27 protein-coding genes are annotated in these 26313 nt (G+C 41.6%); 21 read left to right on the plus strand and 6 right to left on the minus strand.

The window, feature by feature from the left end; all coding sequences use genetic code 11:
* Nucleotides 1-269: 269 nt before the first annotated feature.
* From MKY20_RS14455 to MKY20_RS14470, 4 genes are all read left to right on the plus strand, one after another.
* The gene (locus tag MKY20_RS14455) at nucleotides 270-437 is read left to right on the plus strand and encodes a hypothetical protein (protein WP_009333828.1); all 168 of its coding nucleotides are present in this window, start codon (nucleotides 270-272) and stop codon (nucleotides 435-437) included.
* Nucleotides 438-661: 224 nt separating this feature from the next.
* Nucleotides 662-1417, plus strand: coding sequence for a DUF2087 domain-containing protein (locus MKY20_RS14460; protein ID WP_341001636.1), 756 nt, complete (start codon nucleotides 662-664; stop codon nucleotides 1415-1417).
* A 17-nt stretch (nucleotides 1418-1434) separates the two neighbouring features.
* Nucleotides 1435-1794, plus strand: a complete 360-nt coding sequence (locus MKY20_RS14465) for a GIY-YIG nuclease family protein (RefSeq protein WP_019382290.1) — start codon at nucleotides 1435-1437, stop codon at nucleotides 1792-1794.
* A 210-nt stretch (nucleotides 1795-2004) separates the two neighbouring features.
* Nucleotides 2005-2466: a DUF3574 domain-containing protein gene (locus MKY20_RS14470; protein WP_284521774.1), complete on the plus strand. Its 462-nt coding sequence runs from the start codon at nucleotides 2005-2007 to the stop codon at nucleotides 2464-2466.
* A gap of 51 nt (nucleotides 2467-2517) precedes the next feature.
* Here MKY20_RS14470 and MKY20_RS14475 read toward each other — a convergent pair whose 3' ends face one another.
* Nucleotides 2518-3774 carry a dicarboxylate/amino acid:cation symporter gene (locus tag MKY20_RS14475; RefSeq protein WP_009333832.1) on the minus strand — a complete coding sequence of 419 codons (1257 nt, stop codon included), beginning with the start codon at nucleotides 3772-3774 and terminating at the stop codon, nucleotides 2518-2520.
* A 471-nt stretch (nucleotides 3775-4245) separates the two neighbouring features.
* Here MKY20_RS14475 and MKY20_RS14480 point away from each other — a divergent pair, with 471 nt between their 5' ends.
* From MKY20_RS14480 to MKY20_RS14530, 11 genes are all read left to right on the plus strand, one after another.
* Nucleotides 4246-5139, plus strand: coding sequence for a Vgb family protein (locus tag MKY20_RS14480; protein WP_341001640.1), 894 nt, complete (start codon nucleotides 4246-4248; stop codon nucleotides 5137-5139).
* Nucleotides 5140-5310: 171 nt separating this feature from the next.
* Complete coding sequence (locus MKY20_RS14485) at nucleotides 5311-5913, plus strand: TetR/AcrR family transcriptional regulator (protein ID WP_071155541.1); 603 nt, start codon at nucleotides 5311-5313, stop codon at nucleotides 5911-5913.
* 14 nt (nucleotides 5914-5927) lie between these two features.
* Nucleotides 5928-7409, plus strand: a complete 1482-nt coding sequence (locus MKY20_RS14490) for an o-succinylbenzoate--CoA ligase (protein ID WP_009333835.1) — start codon at nucleotides 5928-5930, stop codon at nucleotides 7407-7409.
* A gap of 4 nt (nucleotides 7410-7413) precedes the next feature.
* Nucleotides 7414-7830, plus strand: a complete 417-nt coding sequence (locus MKY20_RS14495; protein WP_087944881.1) for a MaoC/PaaZ C-terminal domain-containing protein — start codon at nucleotides 7414-7416, stop codon at nucleotides 7828-7830.
* Complete coding sequence (locus tag MKY20_RS14500) at nucleotides 7830-8840, plus strand: 3-oxoacyl-ACP synthase (RefSeq protein ID WP_341001644.1); 1011 nt, start codon at nucleotides 7830-7832, stop codon at nucleotides 8838-8840. The genes MKY20_RS14495 and MKY20_RS14500 overlap by 1 nt, the downstream gene beginning before the upstream one ends.
* Nucleotides 8837-10684 carry a 6-bladed beta-propeller gene (locus MKY20_RS14505; RefSeq protein ID WP_341001646.1) on the plus strand — a complete coding sequence of 616 codons (1848 nt, stop codon included), beginning with the start codon at nucleotides 8837-8839 and terminating at the stop codon, nucleotides 10682-10684. Before MKY20_RS14500 ends, MKY20_RS14505 begins: the two co-directional genes overlap by 4 nt.
* Nucleotides 10685-10705: 21 nt before the next feature.
* Complete coding sequence (locus MKY20_RS14510) at nucleotides 10706-11908, plus strand: substrate-binding domain-containing protein (protein WP_009333839.1); 1203 nt, start codon at nucleotides 10706-10708, stop codon at nucleotides 11906-11908.
* A 38-nt stretch (nucleotides 11909-11946) separates the two neighbouring features.
* The gene (locus MKY20_RS14515; RefSeq protein WP_341001648.1) at nucleotides 11947-12720 is read left to right on the plus strand and encodes an ABC transporter ATP-binding protein; all 774 of its coding nucleotides are present in this window, start codon (nucleotides 11947-11949) and stop codon (nucleotides 12718-12720) included.
* Entirely contained in the window at nucleotides 12698-13402 is a 705-nt protein-coding gene (locus MKY20_RS14520; protein WP_009333841.1) for an ABC transporter ATP-binding protein, read from the plus strand. Before MKY20_RS14515 ends, MKY20_RS14520 begins: the two co-directional genes overlap by 23 nt.
* Nucleotides 13403-13422: 20 nt before the next feature.
* The gene (locus tag MKY20_RS14525) at nucleotides 13423-14292 is read left to right on the plus strand and encodes a branched-chain amino acid ABC transporter permease (protein WP_009333842.1); all 870 of its coding nucleotides are present in this window, start codon (nucleotides 13423-13425) and stop codon (nucleotides 14290-14292) included.
* Between the two features lie 41 nt (nucleotides 14293-14333).
* On the plus strand, nucleotides 14334-15287 hold the full coding sequence (locus MKY20_RS14530) for a branched-chain amino acid ABC transporter permease (protein WP_034296916.1): 954 nt from the start codon (nucleotides 14334-14336) through the stop codon (nucleotides 15285-15287).
* 221 nt (nucleotides 15288-15508) lie between these two features.
* Here MKY20_RS14530 and MKY20_RS14535 read toward each other — a convergent pair whose 3' ends face one another.
* Nucleotides 15509-16090, minus strand: coding sequence for a biotin transporter BioY (locus tag MKY20_RS14535; protein WP_009333844.1), 582 nt, complete (start codon nucleotides 16088-16090; stop codon nucleotides 15509-15511).
* A 136-nt stretch (nucleotides 16091-16226) separates the two neighbouring features.
* On the opposite strand from MKY20_RS14535, the gene bioD reads away from it, so the two are divergent.
* Complete coding sequence (gene bioD, locus MKY20_RS14540) at nucleotides 16227-16919, plus strand: dethiobiotin synthase (RefSeq protein WP_232292513.1); 693 nt, start codon at nucleotides 16227-16229, stop codon at nucleotides 16917-16919.
* Nucleotides 16912-18273, plus strand: coding sequence for an adenosylmethionine--8-amino-7-oxononanoate transaminase (gene bioA, locus MKY20_RS14545; RefSeq protein ID WP_009333846.1), 1362 nt, complete (start codon nucleotides 16912-16914; stop codon nucleotides 18271-18273). The genes bioD and bioA overlap by 8 nt, the downstream gene beginning before the upstream one ends.
* A gap of 330 nt (nucleotides 18274-18603) precedes the next feature.
* Here the strand turns inward: bioA and MKY20_RS14550 are convergent, their stop codons facing one another.
* Nucleotides 18604-19098, minus strand: a complete 495-nt coding sequence (locus MKY20_RS14550) for an RrF2 family transcriptional regulator (RefSeq protein ID WP_009333848.1) — start codon at nucleotides 19096-19098, stop codon at nucleotides 18604-18606.
* Between the two features lie 222 nt (nucleotides 19099-19320).
* Here MKY20_RS14550 and MKY20_RS14555 point away from each other — a divergent pair, with 222 nt between their 5' ends.
* Together MKY20_RS14555 and MKY20_RS14560 are read left to right on the plus strand one after the other, a co-directional pair.
* A complete protein-coding gene (locus MKY20_RS14555; RefSeq protein ID WP_009333849.1) occupies nucleotides 19321-19761 on the plus strand; it encodes a carboxymuconolactone decarboxylase family protein in 441 nt (146 codons plus the stop codon).
* A 257-nt stretch (nucleotides 19762-20018) separates the two neighbouring features.
* Nucleotides 20019-20447: an organic hydroperoxide resistance protein gene (locus tag MKY20_RS14560; RefSeq protein WP_009333850.1), complete on the plus strand. Its 429-nt coding sequence runs from the start codon at nucleotides 20019-20021 to the stop codon at nucleotides 20445-20447.
* A gap of 68 nt (nucleotides 20448-20515) precedes the next feature.
* Here the strand turns inward: MKY20_RS14560 and MKY20_RS14565 are convergent, their stop codons facing one another.
* From MKY20_RS14565 to MKY20_RS14575, 3 genes are read right to left on the minus strand one after another with little or no spacing between them, the layout of a single operon-like run.
* Entirely contained in the window at nucleotides 20516-21625 is a 1110-nt protein-coding gene (locus MKY20_RS14565) for a GerAB/ArcD/ProY family transporter (RefSeq protein ID WP_009333851.1), read from the minus strand.
* The gene (locus MKY20_RS14570; RefSeq protein WP_009333852.1) at nucleotides 21626-22705 is read right to left on the minus strand and encodes a Ger(x)C family spore germination protein; all 1080 of its coding nucleotides are present in this window, start codon (nucleotides 22703-22705) and stop codon (nucleotides 21626-21628) included.
* Nucleotides 22695-24209: a spore germination protein gene (locus MKY20_RS14575; protein WP_009333853.1), complete on the minus strand. Its 1515-nt coding sequence runs from the start codon at nucleotides 24207-24209 to the stop codon at nucleotides 22695-22697. Before MKY20_RS14575 ends, MKY20_RS14570 begins: the two co-directional genes overlap by 11 nt.
* Nucleotides 24210-24398: 189 nt before the next feature.
* Here MKY20_RS14575 and MKY20_RS14580 point away from each other — a divergent pair, with 189 nt between their 5' ends.
* The gene (locus tag MKY20_RS14580) at nucleotides 24399-24962 is read left to right on the plus strand and encodes a TetR/AcrR family transcriptional regulator (protein WP_217025604.1); all 564 of its coding nucleotides are present in this window, start codon (nucleotides 24399-24401) and stop codon (nucleotides 24960-24962) included.
* A 95-nt stretch (nucleotides 24963-25057) separates the two neighbouring features.
* Nucleotides 25058-26227 (plus strand): MFS transporter, encoded by a 1170-nt coding sequence (locus MKY20_RS14585; RefSeq protein WP_341003352.1) that lies wholly within the window; start codon nucleotides 25058-25060, stop codon nucleotides 26225-26227.
* Nucleotides 26228-26313: the final 86 nt, after the last annotated feature.

Consider the following 26313-nt stretch of genomic DNA (forward strand, 5'->3'; position numbering starts at 1 on the left):
TTAATACAATTTGACAATCCTTCGCAGCGAGAATTAACCCATCTATAAAGAAAAATTCACGTCAAAATCATTGGGGGAGGAATCATGACGGAGGTTTTACTTTATGTCGGTACATATATTTCTCTTACTTTTGCCCTCGGCTGGCTGATTACGGTTGCTTTTAATCTGTTTTTAAAATGAACACAACCTCCCATTTCCATACACGATAGAGGGTTCTGCGGATTGTGCTCATTCTTCAAGCATCTTTAAAACCAGGGAGGTTATAAGATTTGTGGATTCTAACACTTTTTTTACATGACAAAGTCAAAATGTTTGAGTATGACAACAAGGATGAAGCCAGAACGGAGTTCGAGAAAGCAAATGGATGTAAGATTCTTTCTGAGATCATCCATTACAGGGACTTTGAAAAAGAGGAAGTTAAATCCCTGGGCAAATGAAGCAGAGTCGTAAATGGGGTAATAATGCTAGGCCTTCTTAACCGGAGGTCTTTTTTTTATGAAAAATTTAAACCTTTTTGTTGGGTGTTTGGAATTATGCAAACATTTAATAGGTGTGTTTGTTATTTCATTGACTAAATTCAAACTTTGTATTATTATGTTTATCATAAAGCAAACAAAGTGATAATTTGTTTATTCATATGGATTAGGATGTGTATTGGCTAATGGAATTATCAAATCTATTCTGGGACGCTTCTTTGGAGGAGCTTAAGCAGGGCTATATCGAAGAAAAGGATTCATTTACATGCCTCTTATGCGGGGAAAAGATTGAAAAAGGGATTGTATATCCGTATAAAGATAGATTGTACGAAGCGGAACGGTATATGCGCATTCATATCGAAACGGCACATAACTCGGTGTTTGATTATTTGCTGTCCATGGATAAGAAGCTTACTGGGCTTACCGATCATCAAAAAAGTCTTCTTCAGCTTTTTCATCAGGGTAAAAGCGATAAGGACATTCAGAAAGAACTGGACATGGGGAGCACCTCGACCATCCGCCATCACCGTTTTGCTTTAAAGGAAAAGGAACGGCAGGCGAAGACCTTCCTGGCAATCATGGAATTGCTGAAGGAAAAGGATGAGTACGCACCAGCGTTCCTGCCTGTCCATAAAACAGCGACAATGGTGGATGATCGCTACAACATTACAGAAGAAGAACAGGAGAAAATCCTTAAGAAATACTTCCCTGAAGGCACTGATAAGCCTCTCGTAAAGTTTCCGCCAAAGGAGAAGCAAAGGCTGATTGTGCTGCGGGAGATTGCCGGGCAGCTTCAGCCTGAGCACACATATGGCGAGAAAGAGATAAATCGGGCATTGAAGGGCTTTTATGAGGATTATGCTCTGATCAGACGATATTTGATCGATTATGGATTTTTGGACCGGAAGCTGGATGGCAGCGAGTATTGGCTTAAAAAATAGATAAACGGGGGATTATCATGGAACGCAAAAGAGAATTAAAACAGCAGTTTAAAGAAACGCCCATTGAAGCAGGGGTTTATCAAATAAAGAATACAGTGAACAATAAAATCTTCATTGGCAGCACGAATAATTTAAAAAGCTTGAATGGAGTAAGATTTTCACTCGAAACAAACGGCTACATGCCTAATCGGGAGCTGCAGGACGAGTGGAATCAGTACGGGAAAGAGGCTTTTGAAATCGGCATTCTGGAGAAGCTGAAAAAGAAAAATGATCCGTATTTCAACGAAAAGGAAGCCCTGGAAAAGCTGGAAGAAAAGTGGCTGGAGGAGCTGCAGCCATACGGGGACAATGGATATAACAAAAAACTAAAGGGCTGATAAAAAGGGAATGGCGTGTATAAATCGCGTCATTCCTTTTTTTCTTTTATAGTGGGCGGAGTGATTTAGTTAAAAGGATACACATTTAGAACATCAAAATTATTGAAATTAAGTAAAAATATACCATGTTTTGTTCAAAACCAGAAGCTATAATCATTTAGAGGAAGGCACCGGTGTTTCGTCAGCGAACTTACAAACAAAGGAGTGGCAGTGTTGGAAAGGAAAAGAATTGCCTATTGGGTTATCCCTCTCATCCTGTTCATTTGCTTTTTGGGAAGTGCTGTCTATACTGCAGGGCAGCCGGAAGCAGCGAGCGGTAAGAACCAATCCGCCCTAAAAGGGCAATATTATCTTGAAGACGTGGTAAAAATTTATGTGCCATCCACCTATGATGTTGATCAGCCAATTGATAATACTCCCTATGTGAACAAAACTTTAGAAAAATTTTCGGGAATGTTTGGAGGGGCAACAGCTGTTGATGGAACAGGTGCATGGCTGTCTGATGACGAGCAGCTTGTAAAGGAGAAAGTGACAATCGTGTACAGCTTTGCAGAGGATCTTGACAAGAAAAAGATTAAGGAAGTAGTTGCCTATGCCAAATCTTTAAAGGAAGAAATGAAACAATCATCCGTATCACTTGAAGTCAACGGAAAGATGTATTTTATTGAATAATATATAAAAAAGAGAGGCTGAAGGTGTGTATCCTTCCAGCCTCTCTGATTGCTATTTCAAGGCTAATGATTCCTTCAGCCAATTCTTTCCCTCGACAAATCGGCTGACCATCATGGCCGAAACCGTATTGCCGGCTGAATTCAGAAGGGTTGCCGGTGCATCAATGATTGTAGAGATGACCGCGATGATCGGAAGTACTTCAGGCGGGAACCCGAACACGCTTAAGATCAGCATCTCGCCAATCATACCGCCGCCAGGGATAGCCCCCATTACAGCTCCAACCAGGAATGATACAGCAAGAATGGTCAGAATGCTTGTCATGCTCGACATGTCTTTTCCAAACAAGCTGAACAGGAAAACAATCTTAAACACTCCGCCAAGAACAGAACCATCTTTATGCGTATTAGCCCCAAGCGGAATCATGGTCTCAGCAATATCCTGCGGAACCCCCATCTTTCTGACGGCTGCAAGGTTAATCGGAATACATGCTGCACTCGAGCATGTGGCAATCGCACTGACTGAAGGAGTGATGGCATTCTTCCAGAACACCTTGACCCCATCCTTCCCGCCAGCCGCAAAGGCATACAGCGTAAAGAATCCAAAGAAGTAGATTAGCGTTAATACAAGATAAAGGACAAACACACGTACATATCCGCCAAGAATCTGCGGGCCAAGCTCACCTATGATGGTTGCGAAGTAACAGCCAAGACCAATCGGTGCATAGTACATCACAAATCCAACAATCTTCATCATGACAGCTGAACCAGAAGAAAGAAGATTTGCAATCGGCTTGCCTTTTTCACCAGACATCGCAGTTGCCAGTCCGAATAAAATCGAGAACACAATCAGCTGCAGCATATTATTTTTCGAAAACAGCATCTGGAAATCAGGCACCGTGAACGCCTGAACCAGCTGACCTAGGAACGTGACATCTTCTGCTTCAGGATCAACAGCTGCCTCCGTCATAATGCTCTTAATGGCAGAGATATCTGTGTTTTTCAGCGGATCCACAATGGAAATTCCGATGAAGCCCAGGATAGCGGAAATAACAGCCGTAATGAAAAACACAGTGAAAATTCCGGCCATGATTTTCCCGAGCCTTTTCATACCGCCCATATTCGCCAGGCTTGAAGCGATGCTGAAGAAGACGAGCGGGACAATGATCATAAACAATAAATTTAAGAATAAATCCCCAAACGGCTTCACAACCGCTGTCTTCGGGCCAAAAACCACTCCGGCAATTCCGCCGATCAGGATGGAAAGGAGCAGGAAGATGGTTAGTTTGTAATTTGAAAGAACCTTTTTCATGAATGTCTCAACCTTTCTATATATTCCAACACTCTATTATATTATCAAATACTGCTGTAAAAAAGGCTGTAGAAATATTTTTTAAAATTCTGTCTGATTTGCTTTTTTCTGGATAAGGATTTCCATCTTTGACCAAGCACCATTTGACTTGAATCATTAAATATCTTACAGTTAAAACAACCAATAGTCGAAAGGGTGAAGAAAAGCACATGATCCTATAATCCTAGCTTTAGAGAAAATCGATATTTCAGCCTCTGGTTCAGTTCCGAAAATGTGTTGGAATGGGCTTTATTTATCGATTGTTTTTCTGAGATAGGATTAATGTGTGTGCTTTTTGACTTGAAAAGGGGCTGAACTAATCGAAAAGCCTATTTAAGTCTATTTATGTGCTGCATTGCCTCCTGTCTTGGAAAAACGAGATAGGGGGCTTTTTGTTTTTGAAAAAAAATATTGGTGTTCGGAGGGAACAGTATGGAATTTAAATTACAGGAAATAGATCTTGCCAGTAAAGATACAGGTCCATACGGAATCGCTGTTTCAGATAAGGGAGAGGTCTGGTTTACACAGCATAAAGCCAATAAGATAAGCTGCATTGGGTTGGACGGGGAATTGACAGAATACCCTCTGCCAACACCGGATGCAAAGGTCATGTGTGTAATGGTATCGTCAAAAGGAGAGGTCTGGTTTACCGAAAATGCAGGCAACAAAATAGGGAGAATTACAAAAGAAGGCACTATTCTTGAATATCCCTTGCCCCATCCAGATTCAGCACCCTATGGAATTACAGAAGGGCCAAACGGAGAGATATGGTTTACTGAAATGAATGGAAACCGTATTGGACGGATTAAGAATGACGGTTCTATCCATGAATACGAGCTTCCTACTCAAGGTTCTTACCCATCATTTATTACGCTGGGATCTGATGATGCCTTATGGTTCACGGAAAACCAAAATAATGTGATTGGAAGAATTACGGAATATGGAGAAGTGACAGAGTTTACAATTCCTACACCGGCTTCTGGGCCGGTTGGAATTACAAAAGGAAACGATGGTGCACTCTGGTTTGTCGAGATTATCGGTAATAAAATAGGACGTATTAACACTTCAGGTGACATAACGGAATACGAAATTCCAACCTGGAACGCCAGGCCGCATGCCATAACGGCAGGAGCAGGAAATGATTTATGGTTCACGGAGTGGGGAGCAAATAAGATTGGAAGACTTACAGATAATGGGATTATTGAGGAGTATCCGATTGAAACTCCAAGTGCTGAACCGCATGGGATTTCAAGCAGTGATGGGAAGACCATATGGTTTGCATTGGAGTGTGATAAGATTGGGAAACTCACTATTATGAATGATTGATCTCATTTTTTAGAGGAAATTTAATAGAGTATTCAACCCCGTTATAACTATTATACGGGGATCTTTTAATTGTGTTTTAAAAACCAAAACTAATATCCTCAGAAAAAATATTATAAGTTATTGTTGTAATTTTAAGAATATTAATTATAATAAAGTTGAGAGGTGATTCAGGTGTCAGTTAAAAATGCGACTGAGGAAAAAGTACTTACTCCAAGAGGAATTGAAACGCGTGAAAAACTGTTAAGAGCAGCTGAAGAGGTTTTTGGGCAGAAGGGATATTTTGAGACTTCCATCGTCAATATTTCACAGGAAGCCAAAGTCGCCCAGGGAACCTTCTATAACTATTTTCCTTCAAAGAAAGATATCTATGATGAGTTAATCCGCAGCTACAGCCGGGATCTGCGCATTGCGATTAAGGAAGGAATGGCAGGAAGTTCTACATTTGAAGAAGCACAGCGAAATGGCTTTTTTGCTTTCTTCAGCTGGGTCAAAAATCATCCTAATTTATACAGCATTGTCCAGCAGGCTGTCGTGGTGGATCAGGAGCTGTTCCGCTGGTATTACGGGAAGCTCGCCAATGGATTTTTAAAGAGTTTGTCTCAAGGCGTAGAGGCTGGCGAATTTAAAGACCTTGACCAGGAGACAGTTGCTTATTGTTTAATGTCGATTGGACAGTTCCTCGGTATGAGATGGGTGTATTGGGAAAAGAAAGAAGTCCCTGAAGAGGCATTTGATGCTGCAATGACACTCATCTTTCAAGGACTAAAAAAGTAAAGAGGGGGAGTTCGATGAAAGGGATTGCCTATTGGATTCAGAAATGGGCATACACACATCCAGATCGAACAGCAGTCATAACAGATAACGAAAAGGTGTCCTACAGGCAGCTGGATAGAATGGTCGATTCAGCTGCCGCGAAGATTCAGGAAAAGCTGCAAGGAGGAAAAGGGGAGCGCATCGCCATTCTGTCGCACAACCGGATTGAATACATAGTCCTCCTTTTTGCCATTGCAAAGGCAGAATGTGTGGCGGTCCCGCTCAATATTCGGCTAAGTGCAACGGAACTGGTTTTCCAGCTCAACGATAGCGGTTCAAAGGTGATCTTTGCTGAAAAAGAAAATGCTGAGTTTGCAGCCTCCCTTATTGAACAAAGCGAACTCCAGAGTATGGAGTTTATGGAGGACTTATACCAGGGTACTCAAACAAGCTTTGTGAATGAAAATACGATTAATGAAGAAGCTCCATACATTATCTGCTACACCTCGGGGACCACCGGCAAACCGAAAGGGGCCGTACTGACACAGAGCAATATGTTCTGGAATGCGGTCAATAACAAACTCGCGATTGATTTAACATCAGAGGACCGCAGCATTGTGCTCCTTCCGCTGTTTCATATTGGCGGAATTGGACTATTTGCATTTCCGGCCCTGTTTTCAGGGGGAACGATCGTCATTCCCGGAAAGTTTGAGCCTGAAAAGGCGATGTCGATGATCCAGGAGCATAAGGTGACCATCGTGATGGGTGTTCCGACCATTCATCAGGCACTGCTGACAAGTCCATCATTCCAAACGGCTGATTTAAGCGCAGTCCGCTGGTTCTATAATGGAGGAGCACCATGTCCGCGTGAATTAATAGATGCCTATTTTGATAGAGGATTCCTGTTCGGCCAGGGCTTTGGAATGACCGAAACCTCTCCTACTCTATTTATGCTTACAAAAGAAGACGCACCGCGAAAGAAGGGATCGATCGGCAAGCCGGTATTATTTTCCGAATATAAGCTGATCGATTCTGACGGTAAGGAGGTTGAAAAAGGAGAAGTTGGCGAGCTTGCGGTGAGAGGGCCAAATATTATGAAGGAATATTGGAACCGGCCTGATGCCACGAAGGATTCATTGAAAGATGGCTGGCTTCTGACAGGCGATTTAGCGAAAACGGATGATGAAGGTTTTCTTTACATTGTAGGCAGGAAGAAAGAAATGATCATTTCAGGCGGAGAAAATATATACCCCCTTGAAGTAGAGCAAGTGATCAGCCAATTAAGAGATGTTGTTGAAGTTGCCGTGGTTGGGAATGCTGATCCACTTTGGGGTGAAGTACCTGAAGCGTTTATTGTCAAACGAAATGGAAGCGCTTTAACAGAGGGGGATGTTATTCAATACTGTCAGGGGAAACTCGCAAAATATAAGATTCCGAAGAAGGTTACTTTTTTAAACGGGCTTCCGAAAAATGCCACGGGAAAAATACAGAAAACACAACTTTTAGTAAGAGGGTGAAATGGTGATCAGTTATAGTGTCGGCCAGCAGGCCTCCTGCAGCAAAACCATTACGGAAACAGACTTTGTGATGTTTGCGGGATTAAGCGGCGACTTCAACCCGGTCCACATAGACGGGGAATACGCCAAAAAAACGAGGTTCAAACAGCGGATCGCTCATGGTCTCTTAACATCCAGTTTATTATCCCAGCTATTGGGTGTGCATCTGCCGGGAAAAGGATCCATTTATGTAGAACAGACGATCCGATTTAAGGCGCCTGTTTTTATAGGGGATACCATTACCGCAAAAGGAACGGTTCAGGAAATTGACAGCGAAAGGCGAATACTGACTTTGCTGACAGAATGCTTTAATCAGGATGGGACACTAGTTTTGACGGGCACAGCCAAAATGATGGTGCCTGAGGATGGAGGGGTAATCTGATGGGAATTGGCATTAAAGCAACAGGAGTTTTTTTTCCTCCTGAAATCGAAACGGCAGCCGATCTGGCTGTAAAGACGGGAATACCCGAACAGGTGATTATCGAAAAGTTCGGTTTAGTTCAAAAGCACGTTGCAGATGACAGCCTGCATGCCTCCGACCTGGCAATTGCTGCGGGAACGCAGGCGATCGAAGGGATCGACCCGCTGTCCATCGATGTCGTGATTTACTTTGGAAGTCCTCATAAGGATTATTATGTCTGGTCAAGTGCTCCGAAAATACAGCATGAATTAGGGACAAAAAATGCCTATGCGTTTGAAATCATGAATGTCAGCTCCTGTTTTCCGATTGCATTGAAGGTAGCGAAAGATATGATTGCTTCAGACCATTCCATTCAAAATATTTTGCTGGTTGGGGGATGCAAGGAATCACAAATTATCGATTATGCTAACCCGCGCTCACGCTTCATGTTCAACTTTGCGGATGGAGGCACTGCTGCTCTGGTCACAAGGGATGCCTCCCAGAATGAAATACTCGAAAGTGCCATCCTGACAGACGGATCCTTTCATGATGATGTCCGAACACCGGCTGGAGGGTCCAAGCACTTTGCAAGCCACGAAACAGTCGAGAAAAACCTCCATTATATTGATGTAAAAGATCCGCAATCCATGAAAGAAAGACTTGATCCTGTATCGATTGCAAATTTTGATCATGTAGTTCGCGAAGCACTCCATAGAAGCGGTTATACTCCTCAAGATATGAAACTCCTATTGCCACTGCACACCAAACGTTCCATGTTCAAAGAACTCTTACAATCACTCGAACTTACAGAAGAAAAAGCCATTTACTTAAATCACCATGGCCACATGTCTTCACTCGACCCATGCATTGGTCTGCACTTTGCACAGGAACGGGGACTTTTAAAACCAGGGGATATTGCCGTAGCTGTCAGTGCGGGAACTGGGTATACGTGGGCTGCGACTGTTGTGAAGTGGAAAGGAGAGAAAAGATGAAAAGGATAAAGGGGATAGTCCTGTTCCTCCTTCTATTTTCACTTTGGGGCGGAAGCAGCGGTTTTGCAGAATCTTCCTATAGCTTTCAGCAGGCCTGGGGAAATGAGACTGATCCCGCCAACAAGTTCAGGACGCCGGTAGCACTGGCCAAAGATAGCTCCGGTAATCTTTACATGGCAGATATGGGGAATCATCGTATAGTAAAAATGGATTCCTCCGGCAAAATCCTGGGTGCATTTGGATCCCTCGGCCATTCACCGGGAGAATTTAATATGCCTTTTGGCATTGCCATTGATCGAGAAGGGAACATTCTGGTTGCTGATACAGGCAACTACCGAATTCAGAAGTTTGATTCCCAATTCAAATTCATTAAGAGCTGGGGAACTAAAGGGGAAGGGAATAATCAATTTGGGTTTCCTAGAGAAATAGCGATAGATCAGCAGAACAATTATTACATTACAGATGAATTTAACCATCGCATTCAAAAATATAATTCCGAGGGACAGTATCTCCTTACGATTGGATCCTATGGAAAAGGCGATGGGCAGATGGCGCTTCCGCAAGGCATTGCCATAAACAATAGTGGCGAAGTTTATGTAGCGGATACGTACAACAATCGAATTCAAGTGTTCGATCAGAACGGCAGCTTCAAGCGAAAAATAGGCGGTCTTGAACCTGGATTAGGCTCTTATCAGTTTTACCATCCAAGGGGAATCAACTTTGAGCCTAATTCCGGAGCTTTATATGTAGCGGACACCTATAATAACCGAATCATGAAATTTGATGCCTCTGACCGTTTTCTCTATACAACTGGTATTTTTCCTAACTTAGTGTATCCGAATCAGGTCCTGCCGGATGGAGATGGAGATTTATTTATTACCGATACAGGCAATAACCGGATTGAAGTCTACAAGGAAATAGGATTGAGCATCTCGTATAAGATGACAATCGGATTAGGCAGGTATGGTGACAAACAATATGCAGGACCTTACGATGTTCAAAGCGATTCAAAGGGAAATGTGTTTGTTTCTGATTCCTTTAATCATAGAATCCTGAAGTATAATACAAACGGAAGTCTGGTAAGTAAATGGGGAAGTATGTACGGGACAGGCGGACCTTTTGGCTACGGCAGTTATGCAGGTCAATTTTTTGTGCCGAGACAAATAGCAGTTGACCGTTATGACAATGTATATGTGGCTGACTCAGTGAATCACCGCATTCAAAAGTTCTCCAATTCAGGAACCTTTCTGGCAGCCTACGGATCTTTAGGAACATTAAGCGGCTTTTTTCAATTCCCAAGCGGTGTGGCAGTTGACAGCAAAGGCAATATCTTTGTGTCAGACTCTGAAAATAACCGAATCCAAAAGTTTAATTCCTTTTTCGTGTATATGAAGGAATGGGGCAGAAAAGGGACTGGCAATGGCGAATTCTCTCAGCCGATGCAGCTGGCGATTGATTCTAAAGACAATGTGTACGCAGTGGACCGAATCAACAATCGTGTTCAGAAATTCGATAACAATGGCCAGTTTATTACGAAATGGGGAACAAACGGAGGAACCGGCCACCTGGATCCATTAGAGAATTGGGGCGAAGAACCGGGTGATTTGTTCCTGCCTACAGGCATTGCCATTGATGAACAGAACCGTGTGTATGTGACAGATACTTCCAACAACCGTATGAATGTCTATGATGAAAATGGCAGATTCATAGAGCAGTTTGGATCTTTCAGCGGTGAGGACGGACATTTCTTTTCACCTCAGGGTCTTGATATAGACAGCAGCGGGAATATCATTGTCGCTGACGGACTGCTCCATAAAATTCAGTTCTTTAGAAAAGAAAATTAAAAAAGGGAAGTGAAGTGTAAGGTGAAAGGCATTAAGTCTGTTTTAACTCTCTTAATCGTACTCACTCTTTTATTCATTACCGGATGTTCCGGAGACACAGCAAGTTCAGAAGAAGATACGGTTAAAATTGGTGTTCTAGCCTCCTTAACCGGTCCTCTCGAGACGTACGGAAAGCAAACAGTTGCCGGATTTGAGCTGGGGCTCGATTATGCAACCGAGGGATCCAATGAAATAGCCGGCAAAAAGGTTGAGTTCATTGTGGAAGATACAGAAACAAAGCCGGATGTAGCAGTAAGAAAAGCAACGAAGCTGCTGGAAGAGGATGAGGTAGATTTCTTAGTGGGTTCATCAAGCTCTGGAGACACTCTTGCCGTCTTGCCGCTCGCTGAAGAATACGAAAAAATTATGGTGGTTGAGCCTGCTGTAGCAGATAGCATCACTGGACAGAACTGGAACAAGTATATCTTCAGGACAGGAAGAAATTCGTCTCAGGATGCTGTTGCCGGTGCGGCAGCAATCGCTGAAAAAAATGTGAAAATCGCGACCTTCGCACAGGATAATGCCTACGGCCGGGAAGGAATCGCCGCTTTTAAAGAAGGAGCAGAGAAGCTCGGTGCCACTATTGTGAATGAACAGTATGCAGACCCGAATTCCACTGACTTCACAGCGAATATTCAAAGCATCATAAATGAAAAGCCTGATTATCTTTATATCGTCTGGGCAGGATCCAATGCACCATGGAAACAGTTAAAGGATATGCAGCTGGAAGAGCAGGGTATAAAAATTTCCACAGCCGCACAGGACATTGCTTCCCTAAAAACGATGGATTCCTTAATTGGCATGAGCGGTTTTTCCATTTATTATCATACCCTTCCGGATAATGAAGTGAACGACTGGCTGGTGGAGGAGCATAAGAAAAAATTTGACGGTGAAATTCCGGATCTGTTTACAGCAGGCGGAATGACAGCTGCCATTTCCATTGTGGAGGCACTAAAGAAAACGGAAGGCGATAAAGATGTGGATGGGTTGATCAGCACAATGGAAAACATGGAATTTGAGACACCGAAAGGAACGATGAAATTCCGTGCTGAGGATCATCAGGCAATGCAGTCTTTGTATGCAGTAACTCTCGAGGAACAGGAAGGCGTAGATCATCCGGTACCGGTCCTGATCAGGGAATTAAATATGGAAGAAACCGAGCCGCCAGTCCGGAATGGCAAGTAAAAAGTCAAAATAGTTAGGTAAAAGGAGGGGCCGACAAGTTGGAAAAAATACTGGAAACAAAAAGCCTATCGGTTTCCTTTGGCGAGCATGATGTCATCAAAGATGTGAGCCTGGAAATAGAGCGAGGGAAGCTGACTTCGATTATCGGTCCCAATGGGGCAGGCAAGACCACACTCTTTAACCTGCTGAGCGGCCAGATCACCCCGACAAATGGAGAGATTTATTTTAAGAAAGATAATATAACCAAGCTTTCGGTACCTTTACGGGCGAGAAGGGGCATCGGCCGCTCCTTCCAGCTCACCAATATTTTTCCGGAGCTGACGGTCCTGGAAAATATCAGGCTGGCTATCCAGTCATCGAGCAAAGATTATTATTCGATCTTACCAAGGCTTTCTTTCATGAGCCGCCAGCAGGAGGAAGCAAAATTTGTCATGGAGCGGTGCATGCTAAGTGGCAAGGAAGATGTGCTGGCACAGGATCTGGCACATGGGGAAAAAAGAAAACTGGAACTGGCCATGCTGCTGGCTCTTAAAACAGAACTGCTTCTGCTCGATGAGCCGACGGCAGGCATATCGATTGAAGAGATCCCTGCGATTCTGCAAGTGATTGAGAACATTAAGAAGGAAGGCATGTACACGATTGTCTTAATCGAACACAAAATGGAAATGGTCATGCATCTGTCCGATACCCTTGTGGTGCTATTCAATGGAGAGCTCTTGGCCAGTGGCAATCCGAAGGAAATTATTAAGGATCAAAGAGTTCAGACGGCATATTTAGGAGGCTTGCACCGTGAGTCTATTAAAACTGGATAATCTGGAGACCTATTTGGGTCAATATCACATTCTTCAGGGTGTGTCCATGTCTGTGGAAGAGGGAAGCATCACCGTTCTCTTCGGGAGAAATGGCGCAGGCAAAACGACAACACTGCGGACCATCATGGGCTTTAACCCATCCACCACGGGTTCCGTGCATTATCACGATCAGAAGATCAGCGGAATCCCTACCCACCTTATCTCCAGAAAAGGAATCGGCTATGTGCCGGAAAATCAGGGAATGTTCAGTGCGCTGACAGTAGAAGAAACCCTGAATCTGGCCAAGGCAAAGAGCACAGGTGAGACAGAGGAAAAAATGGAGTGGATGTTGGAGCTCTTCCCGGATTTGAAGAAGTTCTGGAGCAAGAAAAGCGGATTGCTTTCCGGCGGACAAAAACAGATGCTTGCCATTGCCAGAGCCTATATCAATGGAGATGGACTGCTGCTGATAGATGAACCTAGCAAAGGACTGTCACCCATTATGGTGGAAAAACTCATGGAATCTATTCTGAAAATGAAGGAAAAAACAACGATACTGCTTGTGGAACAGAATTTCCTAATGGCGAGTGAAATCGGCGATTACTTTTACATTATGGACGACGGAAAAATAGTCCATGATGGCTGCATGCAGGATCTTAAGGAAGACAAGGAAACCTGTCAGAAATACTTGGGCATCGCGTAAGCAGTGAAGGGGGGCTGGAAATGGAAGTCTTTATTAATTTATTGGTCAATGGGGTTTCAACAGGGCTTTTGATATTCCTTCTGGCTGCTGGACTTACCTTAATCTTTGGACTGATGAGTGTATTGAACTTCGCCCATGGCGGATTATTCGTCTGGGGCGCTTTCTCAGGAGCGTGGATCTTTAAAGAAACAAACAGTTTTCTATTAGCGATAGCGGGTGCCGCTGCAGTTGGAGTGGTCTTGGGCTGGGTACTGGAGAGATTCCTGATCCGTCCTGTCTATGGGAATCATGTGAGGCAGCTGCTGATTACATTAGGCGGGATGCTGGTATTATCGGAAAGCATCAAAATCTTCTGGGGGCCAAACCCGATAAGGGTAAACCTGCCAGCGTGGCTTGAAGGGAGTTATCAGTTTGATGGAATCATCATCATAAAATACCGTGTGTTTGTGATTGTGGTTGGTTTGCTGCTGTATCTGGCATTATGGCTATTGCTCAGCCGTACGCAGATTGGACTTATGATCAGGGCTGGAGTGCTTGATAAGGAAATGGTTCAGGCGCTCGGAATCAATGTCAAGGGTCTTTTTACATTCGTATTCCTGCTTGGTGCCGGATTGGCTGCTTTAGGAGGAGCGCTATTGGCGCCGTATTCCGGAGTCGTTTTTGCGGAAATGGGTATGCAGTATGCCATACTGGCTTTTATTGTGGTCATCATTGGCGGAATGGGCAGTCTGCAGGGATCGGCACTGGCTTCCCTGATCGTAGGAGTAGCGGGAGCGTTTATGGCTTATTATATGCCTGATTTGTCACTGGCATTGAATATGCTCCTATTGGCCATTGTATTATTAGTAAAACCAACAGGGCTGCTGGGAGAAAAGGGGAGTACCGTATGAGAGGGGTATTTCATAAAGTGCCGCTGTACTGGGGGCTTGCGATTCTGCTATTCCTGCTTCTGTTTCCCTTTGTTAATGACTCCCGAAGCACACTGATTTTACTTGCACAAATCTTCATTTTTGCCATATTTGCGATGAGCTTTGATATTCTTTTAGGTTATACCGGCATTGTTTCCTTTGGTCATTGCATGTTCTTTGGGATCGGCGCGTACAGCACGGCTCTCATTTTTAATAAGCTGGACGCAACTCTGCCCAACTTTTTAATAGGATTGGTGATAGGCATCCTTCTGTCCGCTTTGGTTAGCTATATCATCGGGTTGTTATCCCTAAGGCTCAAAAGCCACTTTTATGCGATGCTGACACTGGCTGTATCACAGCTGTTTCTTGTACTGGCAGAGAAGTGGAGGGGACTGACACAAGGCGGTGACGGATTTACATTCAGTGTGCCAGATGTATTCAAAGACCGTACTTCCTTCTATTATATTACGCTCTTCAGTGTGGCTGCCGTTTTTATCCTGCTGAAGCTCTTTACGGAATCATCCACAGGCAAGGTATTAAAAGCCATATCCCAGAATGAATATCGCGCAGAGGCATTAGGGTATAAAACCTTACATTATAAATTGATTGCCAGTGTAACGGCCGGAGTGGCAGCTTCCTTCAGCGGGGCTCTGTATGCTGTATCGTTAAGGTTCATCAATACCAATGTCTTTTCCATTGAAGTCACGCTGGATGCCCTCCTGATGACAATGATCGGAGGACTGGGAACCCTGGCAGGTGCCATAGCAGGAGCGGGGATCATCGAATTTTTAAGACATTATCTTTCAGAGCTTGCGATGACTTACCCCATCTTTGAACGATGGACGATTATCCTTGGGTTCTTATATATAGTGGTGCTCCTTGGGTTCCCTTCCGGCTTGGCAGGAGTTATGAAAAAATTCACATTGAAAAAGGGGAGGAAAGAGAAGAAGAAAAGGGAAATGGAGAGGGCTGCTTAGGGTACTAAAAGCCATTTTGAGCCCTTAAATAATTTAGTAGAGAAAAACGCTCGGTCATCCCAGCGTTTTTCTTTCATATTTGTATTAGATTATAGTGGTGGATTCGCGACACATAAATTAACCCGGTCTTCTTTAGGTGGCCAATTCTAAATGACGGATCTAACGCTTCATCATCATATCGATAGGACTGTTCTTAAAGCAGCTTGTAAAACTTATTTCGATCACATATCGGTTTTAAGATTATGGGTTCTTCTAAGTGCGTGTTTCAGTTTTGGGACCAGGAAAAATGAAAAAGCCGTAACCGCCAAGTCAAGCGGCAAATAGGCCAGCATCCAGCCCCAGGCCATGCTATAGCTAAACCCCTTTGGTGCTTCTGCCCAAAGAATAAGAGCTAAGTACATCCAGTTGGTTCCAATTATGTAATTGCATAATATGCTTAAAAATCCTGCAGTAAAATAGTGCTTTTGTTTAATAATTTGAGAATCCCCCACTAATTTTCCAGAAACATAAGCAACAGCCACAAAAGACAGCACGAAACCGAAAGTAGGGCTTAATAACTGGACAGGTCCCCCTTTAAACTGCGCAAAAACAGGTGCTCCTATTAAACCAACAAACATATAGACAAGCATTGCCAGTGTCCCTTTTCTGCTCCCTAATACCGCCCCGCCCAAAATAGCAAAGAGAAGCTGGATAGTAATCGGAACACTCCCTATCATTAAAAAAGGGGATAGATTTGCGCCAATTGCCATTAGAGCTGCAAAAAGGCCACAAAGAACTAAATCTTGAGTGCTTAAAGCTTTCATATTAACCTCCTTAAGTTGTGTTAATTTAATTAGTTACTTAGTTAACAATAAGTTGAATATAATAGTCTCATATGTTAACTTTATTGTAAATATGGTTAACATATAAAAAGGGGGAATTTATATTAAAAGTCTCTTTATAACAGGTACAGATACAGATGCAGGAAAAACCACCGCTGCCGCTCTCCTAATAGCATTTTTAACAAAGAGAGGTACCCAGGTCGCGGCATATAAGCCTGTGCAAAGTGGAGCTGAAATCATTAATGGCAAGCTTTCAGCACCTGATGTGGAATTTTATAAACTGGCCAATCCGGAATTAACAGCTTCCTATACATATTTATTTAAAAAACCATGTTCCCCGCATCTGGCAGCAAGGGAAGAAGGAAAAGAAATAGATGTCAATAAGATAATTGAACATTATGAGCAGCTGTCAGAGGACAATGATTTTGTATTAATGGAAGGTGCTGGAGGAGTTATCGTTCCTTTAAGGGATGATGGATATAACATGCTTAATTTAATGAAAGATCTGGATGTTCCTGTTGTTATTGTAGCAAGGACAGGGGTAGGCACAATCAACCACACAACTCTTACAGCAGAGAGATTAATACAGGAGGGTGTGGATGTAAAGGGGATTATTATGAATCAGATGTCCATCGGAGATACAAAGATTGAGCAGGACAACATACAGATGATTGAACTTATGACAAAGCTGCCAGTAATTGGCATGATACCACATTTAGAAAATCCATCATCCGCAGTTGGTGATTCGGAATTTCTTGAGAACATATTTTCAAAGCTGGGCAATATAATGGAGGAGGACAGAAATGAGTGAGCAGGCAAATCTATTAGAAAGCAGCACAAAGCATCTATGGTTACCGTTTACACAAATGAAAGATTATGAGAGTGATCCGCTGATCATTGAATGCGGAGAAGGCATCATTCTGAAGGATATTTGCGGGAAGGAATACTTGGATGGCTACTCCTCACTATGGCTAAATGTACACGGCCACCGGAAAAAGGAATTGAATGAGGCCATAATGGAGCAGCTTGATTTAATCGCTCATTCAACCTTATTAGGAGCAGCTAATGTCCCTGCCATTCGGCTTGCTGACAAACTTATTGAAATTACACCGGAGAATTTGCAGCGAGTATTCTATTCTGATTCAGGAGCAACATCAGTAGAAATTGCCATCAAGATGGCCTATCAATATTGGCAAAACAAAGGAAATCAAAAGAAAAAGAAATTCGTAACCCTCACTAACAATTATCATGGAGATACAATTGGTGCAATCAGTATTGGGAGTGTCGATCTATTTCACCGTGTCTATGGATCCTTAATGTTTCCAACGATAAAGGCCCCTTTTCCGCTCCAATACCGCAGTCCTTATTCAGGAGAAGCGGAAGTTAAAGAACGGGCATTAACAGAGCTAAGAGCCATTTTTCAGGAACATCATGAGGAAATTGCAGCCATAACACTGGAACCGCTTATCCAGGGGGCAGGAGGCATGAATATCATGCCTGAGGGCTATCTTAAAGGAGTAGAAGAGCTGTGCCGGGAATTCAATATCCTTTTAATTGTTGATGAGGTAGCTACTGGTTTTGGCCGGACAGGAAAGATGTTTGCAATCGAGCATGAAGGCGTTCAGCCGGATATTATGACCGTTGCGAAAGGGATAACTGGCGGCTATCTTCCCCTTGCTGCAACACTTACGACAGAGGAAATTTATAAAGAATTTTATGGCGAATATCAAGAAATGAAGACATTCTTTCATGGACATTCATACACGGGCAATCAGCTCGGATGTGCGGTTGCTTTGGCCAATCTGAAAATCTATGAAAAAGAAAAACTCGTGGAACAGGCAGTAAAAAAAGCAGAAGTAATAAAATCCGAACTGGCAGCATTAAAAAGCCTAAAACATGCAGGAGACATCCGCCAATTAGGATTAATGTGCGGTATTGAACTAGTTCAGGATAAAGAAACAGGGAAACCTTTTCCATGGGAAAAGCGAATGGGCTATCATGCCACACTGGAAATGAGAAAAAGGGGGATGCTCACAAGGCCGCTTGGGGATGTAATCGTCTTTATGCCGCCTCTGGCGAGTTCTGATGATCAAATCAGAAAAATGGTTCAAATTATGAGTAATTCAATTGAAGCGGTGACTGAAAAAAAGAAGTCAGTGGTTTGAGAGGAGCAATCGTGTTAATTGTAATTGAATTCAGGAGATTTGTTCTCTAAAACTTCATCTCAAATAACAATACAATTAGAACGAAAAAACGCTTGGTAATCCAAGCGTTTTTTCTTTTTACCTTTGTCACTGATTAGTGGTGGGTTATCTGCCCCTAATTTGACCGAGTCTTCTTTAAAGTGGCCCATACACCCCAAAAGGCCGTGAGCCTACCTGGCGGTTCGGCAATGGGGCATGTTTATTGAGGGTGGTTGCAGTTACAATAAACAATCCAATGGTACAACAAACCTCTCCATATTCCTCTTTAAGGAATTACAAGAGAGGTTTGTTTTATAGGCTGCTCTTGGAGAAATATTTCCGGGTTTCTTCACGTATTTGATTTGGCAAGACACGATCAAGCTCTTCATTTAACCATGAAAGTGTTTTACTTCGCAGGAAATCACGCATTTTTTCTTCGGCTGAGAGCATAACTAAATTGATGGTACAAGAGGAGGGAGCCGAAGAACAGGTATTATCTCTATACAAATAACCATTATCTTTAATGTTTTTGCATTGAAAAATCGGCTTGGGACCTTCCACTGCTTCAATTACATCCCAAAAAGATATTTCTTCTGGAGATTTAGCGAGTTTATAGCCACCCTTTACTCCAGGAACGGAACTGACAATACCGTTCTTTGATAATTTACTGAAAATCTTTGAAAGATATGTTTCGGAAACCCCTTGGAAGGTGGAGAGTTCCTTTATTCCAATGGAGGAATCCTCTGTATGATCAATTAAATATACGAGGCAGTGAAGTGCATATTCAACCCCAATACTATACTGCATTACAAACACCTCTTTATAAATGAGATTCATTTATCTTAAGAATTTTTTATTTCTTTGTCAAACAGGGTCAATTGGAATCAATTAACATGAAAAGTTGTTTGACATAATAAAGTGTACAATTTATTATAGATAATATCAATCGCTGATTGATATTATCTATAATTGAAATTTCAAAATGCGGTTCAATTATTTGTTGAATCAGCTTATAAGGAGGAATTGATATTGGAACAACGAATTGATTATTACAATTTAGCACCAGAGGCAATGAAAATAATGATGGAAATGGAGAAGTATACGAAAACGACAGGTTTAGACCGTAAGCTGCGTGAACTTATAAAAATCAGGGCTTCACAAATAAATGGCTGTGCCTATTGCATTAACATGCATACAGCTGATGCGAGAAAAATGGGAGAAACAGAACAGCGTTTATATTGCATCAGTGCATGGAGAGAGTGCACATTTTACACCGAAGCAGAAAAAGCAGCTCTTGAATTAACAGAGCACATAACTTTAATCCCGGCAAAACGTGTGCCAGATGAGCTTTATCAGCGGGTACGTGAACATTATGATGAGAAGCAATATATTGACCTTGTTCTAATCATCAATCAAATCAACAGCTGGAATAGAATTTCAATTGCAATGGGGAATGTCGCAACTGAATAATAATTCTCCAACAGTTCCGTGAGTTCATAATTTGTCCATTTTTCCCTTGCTTGTCGTTGTAGCACAAGATCGTTTTTTTAAGATAAACTTACCTTCTAGTAAGTAAATTCACGGTGCACCAAAGATAAGGGCAAAGACCAGCTGTATAGAAAAAGTCATTGTCGAGCTCATAAAGGTTACCCTGAATGCAAAAGCTACTTGTGGAAATATTGAAGCCAAAAATATACTAATCCATTATAAAAAGGGGAGTTTTTAAAATGATGAAAATAGAAAAGAAATTGTACACGGCTACTGTAAATGTTCAAGGCGGAAGAGATGGGAAAGCCGTATCTGACGATAACAATCTGAATGTAGACTTGAGATATCCAAAGGAATTAGGCGGGGACGGAGCTGGAACCAATCCGGAGCAGCTGTTCGCTGCAGGGTTTGCCGCATGTTTCCAGGGAGCGATGGGCACTGTCCTTAGGAAAAGGAACATTAAAACAGACGGTATAAATATTGCTTCACAAGTTACGCTTGGCAAGGATGCGAACGATGGCTATGTGCTGGCTATTACAATGGATATCACTGTTAAGGGCGTTGAAACAAGCGTGGCAGAAGAAGTCGTTGCAGAAGCTCATAAGGTTTGTCCTTATGCCAAAGCAACTCAAGGTAATATCGAAGTAATATCAAAAGTTGTTGGTTAAACAGCTTCATGGATCACCTAAAGGGTGCCTATCTTTTAACTAGATAGGCACTCTTTATGCAGTAGGAATTAGATTTTGTTTAACTTATGTTTCATAAAATGGCTCTTTATCCATTTTATAATAAGAAGGAGCGGCAGATACACGTATACAAAACCAATTCCCGCATTAGAAGTAATTTGGACAAGATAATCGATACTCCTAAATTCCTGAAGGTATACAGAAGCTATCATCTCTGCAATAAGCAGGAATAGTAAAGTCGCTTTAGGTGGAATTGAAAAGGTCCTTTTTACGATTCTTGTACATGCCCACAATGAAATACATATAGGGGATATAATCACTAACAGCCATATAAAAATGAATACATATTCAAATCTTTCTATGAAAGAGAATTTAACGATTTTAACCATCATTAAAGTGGGCCAGGGTAAATGTTTCAATACATCCTGATTAAAGTATGAGAAGGATATTAACGTGATAACCAGGTACACAATGAAAGTATATGTATTGCCATAATAGGCCCATTTAGAAATATCTTTGTTATTCGAACTCCTAATGAAGGGATAATACATCAGTATCCACTCGAAGCCAAGAAAAAGCAGGGCATACGCTTTAGAAGAGACAAATAGCTCTTTGAGGGAATGACTGAAGGCCGGGAGCAGATAAATAAAATTCGTATGCTTCAATGGGAAATAGATTAAAAAGAACAGAAAAGAAGGCAGAATCACTCCCCAGAAACTAAAGCCGGCAAGACTGCGGAAGCCGCTTGAGATAATATAATAAAATGTCAGTCCGAAAATGAAACATAGCTGCCATGTTTTTATGGTAGGATACACCCAAATTTGGATGACCTCAATATAAGCACGAAGGACCGTAAAAGAAGCCAGCCAGAAATAAACCAATGCCAGAATAGACATAATGCTACCAAGTGCTTTTCCAAAGCAATACTGATGAACAGCTACTAAATCATTGGTTTCCCCGCCTAGCAGCTTAAAGATCATGTAGAGTATGATTTGGGTTGTGACCCAAGTAATAATTAAAGAAATCCACGCATCCTGTTCAGCATCTTTGATCACCTGGCTTTGAAAATTTAGGATACCAATTCCCGTTTGAGAAGAGTGAATGAGAAAAAATGTGAAAAAAGCTGAAACCTGAAATTGTTTTTCTACTTTTACGTTCACCTATTTTCCCACCCCGGTTTGCCTAACTGTAATTTTGGTAGTTACATCACGTGTCATACTGGGATAAATCCGATCGTAAAAACTCAGTTCAGAATAATTTCTGTGATTGGCTTTATACCTTCTTCCTATACCTAAAGGATCTACCCCATTTGTTTGAAATTTCTTAAGGAGTGATTCAGCCTCTTTTGAAATGGATTTCTGTAAGGCGTTTTTAAACAGTTCAAGGTCTTTTTCATTTTCTAAATTAATCCACTCAGGTAATGCATCAAGCTCTACATCCAAATTCAGACTCACATTTACCTGGTCCCTGAGGTTTTCCCTGGTGATTTTGATCTTATGTTTTCCATTGATCGTTCTGGCCCCAATATTTGCTTTGTGTCCATTCATGTCGAGGTTAAAACTGTAAACCCCTCTTTTATTTGTGTCCGTCATTAATTTTAATAGGAAGGTTTCTTCTTCCGAAATCCTGAGTGCTAATTTGTCATCTTTAAAAATCCCCATTCCATCGACTTTAACATGATCTTTAGAATCAACAGTGAGATTTGGAAAGGACATATCAATTCCGGTTCCAAAATACTGGTCATACATCACATGAAGATCAGATTCAGGAATTCCCTCATTTTCAATACTTTTTTCAATCATATCCATTAGATATAGGGGACTTTCCTTCATGGTTTTACTAAGCAGAAGTTCTGGAGTTCCATCTGTAATGACAATCCTAATTATGCCGATTTTTGGATCCTTGCAGATGGTGTCTAGTATAGGTGCCAACCCCTCTCTGCTTAATTGATCCCCAAATATCATGAGCCTCACCTGACCAATTTCAAAGGGGAATTGAGATTTATGACTAAGCTCTTCCTGCAGGCTGGATGGATTTTTGGCAGCAGCTGTGATCAAAGCAGGTTTATCACTCTCGGCATAATTTGGATAAACAACACTTGCTTTTAACATCTCTTCTTCTTTGTCATATCCGACATTATGCATCAAAGAAACTTCATTAATAATACTGGGTGGTACACATCCAGCCAGAGTTAGAGCAAGAACAACAATACTCACTTTAAGAAATGTGTTATTCGTCATTAAGATCTTCCTTCTTTTTGTTACTCTCTTTAGGTGAATATTTAATTTTATCTTTAGGTCTCAAATAATCCGGCCTTTTGTTTAATTTAGTATAAGGCGGCCTAATGATACTATCCGCAAGACTATTGCTTCGGAACGGATGTAATGGGACCATGTAAGGAGTATTAAATGATTTTAATGTAAACAAATGACTTAGCAGCACAGCAAAGCCTATCATAATACCCAGCCCGCCCAGGAATGATGACATGATGATAAATGGAAATCTTAATATTCGAATGGTGTTGGACATAACGTTAGTGGGTGTAGTAAATGAAGCTAAGGCTGATAAAGCGACAATGATAAGTAAAATATTACTTGTCAGTGCTGCCATTACAGCTGCCTGTCCAATGACAATACCGCCAACAATGCCCAATGTCTGTCCTACTTTAGTAGGCAAACGGGCTCCTGCCTCTCTTAATAATTCAATGGTCAATTCTAAAAAAAGAACTTCCAGCAGCGGCGGAAATGGAACGTTTGCTCTGGACTCGATTAGCGGACCCAGTAAATCCGCGGGCACCACCTCATAATGAAACGTTACAACCGCAACATAAATGGATGAAGAAAAGATGGAAAAGATGATCGCAAGTATTCGGGTAAAACGGAAGAAAGACCCAATAATCCAGTTATAATAATAATCTTCAGATGATAGAAAAAAATCGAATATGGTAGTAGGTCCGGATACTGCGTAGGGTGAACCATCACTAAAGATCACGACTTGGCCGGAAGTGAGTGTATATGAGATTCGATCAAGCCTCTCTGAAGAAAAGTAAAGTGGAAAGGGAGTATAAGAATTCTCTTTAATGAGCTGGATTAAAGCAGAAGTATCCCAAATAATATCAAAATCTATTTCAGAGAGCCTTTTCTTTACAAATTTTATGTGGTCTTCATTTGTAATACCATCTAAATAAACAATGACCACCCTTGTTTTTGACAGCGTGCCCAGCACGATCTCTTCAGTCGTTAATAAAGGAGATTTTAACTTAGTTCGAAGTAGAAGAATATTCGTATCAAGACTCTCAACAAATCCTAATTTTGGACCGATAACATTAAATTCATTTTCTGTTTCATTAGATTCTCTTATCCCTTTAGATAAATTATTTACATTTACCAAAAGAAAATCATCTAAGTTATTTTTAAATTGAATTAGGACATATCCCTGATGAATTTTTTCTTCGATTTCTTTTGCTTCCTTTGTTCTGATAACGTCTTCAAGCGGAAGGCTGTTTTTAAATTGATTAAGATCAAAAGCCTGGTCAGTCTTTTTTTCGCACTCATTAATATATGGAAGAAATACATGTTCCATCGTCTTGTGATCGATTAGTGAAGTAAAGTATAAAATGAATATCTGAATTCCAGAAAAATTTTTTTTAATCTCTTTAAAATCAGATGACTTTTTGGCTCTTTTCACTATCTCTGCAGGTGTTTGATTTTCTGCAGGATTCAGATTATTTTTTTCCTTTATCATAAAAAAATGTACTCCCTAAGATGTGTTAATACTTATTATTATTACTAACAAAAATTGTATGCACTTTATCATTTTTATTATTGCTGAAAGACAAGCAGATAGAGGAAATATTTAAATTTATGAAATTAACATTTTGGCTCAGAATTTTTCCGATTTGACACTTACCTATTAGTAAGTTACTATTGAGGCATGGAAAACAGAAAAAAACAAATTGTAGACTTAGCCATTAAATTGATCCAGCAAAAAGGGTATGTAGCCTTCAGCTATGATGACATTTCTAAACAGCTTGGGGTGACCAAAGCAAGCATTCACTATCACTTTGAGAAGAAGGAGGATTTAGGAGTCGCGGTTGCAGAACGCATTTTATTGAGACTGCAGGAATCTTTAATGTCAATTAAAAATTCGCCGGCTTCTGCTGAAGAGAAGCTGAAGCAGTTCATCCAGCAGCAGGCTCAAAGATTTGAGTGTACTGAAATTTGTCCTATTTCTTCACTGCAGACGGATTATGAATCTTTGCCATCTGCCGTTCAAGAAAAGATTGGGGAAGTCAGCAGACTGGAGATCAGGGTAATGAAAGAATTAGTTGCAGAGGCACAAACTGAAAATATCATAAATAGCTCTCAAGATGTCCATCAAGTAGCGGTTACGATATTATCAAGTGTTAAAGGAGCATTATTATATAGACGTGTTCTGGGTAATGATGTATTAGCCGAAGTACTAAATCAGTTGGATCGTTTCTTAAAAAAACCGTAGTAACGGTTTTTTTAACATCAAACACTTACCTTCTAGTAAGTAACTTTTTCTTGGAGAATTTATTATAGAAAGTGGGGAATTCCGCAGTGAAAAGAATGCTATTGGTTTCTCTATTGATGTCATGTGGGGCTACCTTTATTACTCCGTTATTCCCTCTATATAGTGAGGCTTACCGGCTGAACAGTCTGCATATCACGATCTTGTTTGCCATTTATGCCGCATTCTTGCTGCCGACCTTGTTTATTGCGGGAGAAAAAGGCAGCACGTGGGGATTAAAAAGGGTTGTTCGCATCAGTATATGGATATCCATCGCATCTACCTTGTTCTTCTTGGCAGGCAATCATTCCTGGATGCTCTATCTCGCCAGATCATTGGAAGGAATCGCATATGGAGCCTTTACAGGTACAGCTGCTGCTTTTCTTATGAAGCAAACTTCTCCCAGCCAAATGAGTGCAGCTCTCAAATTATCAGGTGTTACGATTCTCATTGGTTTCGGTCTGGGACCAGCTATCGCGGGTTTGATTCTGCAATATATACATTACCTGCCACTCCATTTGCCATTTTGGATTTTGCTCGTGCTGCTCATCATCTCACTATTCGTGCTGGAAACAATTCCTAAAGATTCTGTTTCCATTGAACAAAAACGCGTAAAAAGGAAGATATCGCTTGGTGTGCCAAATAATATTCGTTCTCCATTTTTCTCAATGGCCGGATTGCCTATCTTCACAGTTTTCACAATTCAAGGAATCGCGTTTGCTCTTATTCCTAATTTCGTAAAGAATGTCATTCATACGTCTAACCTTGCTGTTTCCGGGTTAATCATTTTCGTGCTTCTCAGTGGAGCAGCTGTGGCTCAGTTCATTCCTTGGCCGGGTCACCCCATTACACGTATGAGATTCGGCATCCTGCTTCTTGCGATAGGGTCATGGGTTATTGTTTCTTCCGGGTTAACATCAAGCTTGCCGCTGCTCTGGACAGGCATTTTCATCCAGTCTATCGGGGGCGGATGGACCTTTCAAATCGCCCTGCGGTTTGCCGGACAGTTACCGGAACCAAAAGAACGGCCACGAGTCATTTCGGTTTTCTATTTATGCGCGTACTCAGGATTTATCGTTCCCGTTATTGGTGTCGGAGCGCTTACTCAATTTTTCAGTTTGAACCATTCGCTGATTGTGCTGAACCTGTTTGCTGCATTTATTGTTATATATGTGCTGCTGTATTCCGTCAGATATAATCGCACTTATTCGGACATGATAAATCCCTAATCTATTACTACGCCCTTCGAACCTAATCAAGAATGCATTAAAATCCAGCTGCCGGTTCGGCAGCTTTTTTTCTCCTATTAAAAGGG

The sequence above is a fragment of the Cytobacillus sp. FSL W8-0315 genome, assembly GCF_038002905.1.
Classification (GTDB): Bacteria; Bacillota; Bacilli; order Bacillales; family Cytobacillaceae; genus Cytobacillus; species Cytobacillus pseudoceanisediminis.

Coding starts and splice junctions, on each gene's coding strand:
- MKY20_RS14460 (WP_341001636.1), top strand. CDS start 662: ATGGAATTATCAAATCTATTCTGGGACGCTTCTTTGGAGGAGCTTAAG.
- MKY20_RS14465 (WP_019382290.1), top strand. CDS start 1,435: ATGGAACGCAAAAGAGAATTAAAACAGCAGTTTAAAGAAACGCCCATT.
- MKY20_RS14475 (WP_009333832.1), bottom strand. CDS start 3,774: ATGAAAAAGGTTCTTTCAAATTACAAACTAACCATCTTCCTGCTCCTT.
- MKY20_RS14480 (WP_341001640.1), top strand. CDS start 4,246: ATGGAATTTAAATTACAGGAAATAGATCTTGCCAGTAAAGATACAGGT.
- MKY20_RS14490 (WP_009333835.1), top strand. CDS start 5,928: ATGAAAGGGATTGCCTATTGGATTCAGAAATGGGCATACACACATCCA.
- MKY20_RS14500 (WP_341001644.1), top strand. CDS start 7,830: ATGGGAATTGGCATTAAAGCAACAGGAGTTTTTTTTCCTCCTGAAATC.
- MKY20_RS14505 (WP_341001646.1), top strand. CDS start 8,837: ATGAAAAGGATAAAGGGGATAGTCCTGTTCCTCCTTCTATTTTCACTT.
- MKY20_RS14525 (WP_009333842.1), top strand. CDS start 13,423: ATGGAAGTCTTTATTAATTTATTGGTCAATGGGGTTTCAACAGGGCTT.
- MKY20_RS14535 (WP_009333844.1), bottom strand. CDS start 16,090: ATGAAAGCTTTAAGCACTCAAGATTTAGTTCTTTGTGGCCTTTTTGCA.
- bioA (WP_009333846.1), top strand. CDS start 16,912: ATGAGTGAGCAGGCAAATCTATTAGAAAGCAGCACAAAGCATCTATGG.
- MKY20_RS14550 (WP_009333848.1), bottom strand. CDS start 19,098: ATGCAGTATAGTATTGGGGTTGAATATGCACTTCACTGCCTCGTATAT.
- MKY20_RS14560 (WP_009333850.1), top strand. CDS start 20,019: ATGATGAAAATAGAAAAGAAATTGTACACGGCTACTGTAAATGTTCAA.
- MKY20_RS14570 (WP_009333852.1), bottom strand. CDS start 22,705: ATGACGAATAACACATTTCTTAAAGTGAGTATTGTTGTTCTTGCTCTA.
- MKY20_RS14575 (WP_009333853.1), bottom strand. CDS start 24,209: ATGATAAAGGAAAAAAATAATCTGAATCCTGCAGAAAATCAAACACCT.
- MKY20_RS14580 (WP_217025604.1), top strand. CDS start 24,399: ATGGAAAACAGAAAAAAACAAATTGTAGACTTAGCCATTAAATTGATC.
- MKY20_RS14585 (WP_341003352.1), top strand. CDS start 25,058: ATGCTATTGGTTTCTCTATTGATGTCATGTGGGGCTACCTTTATTACT.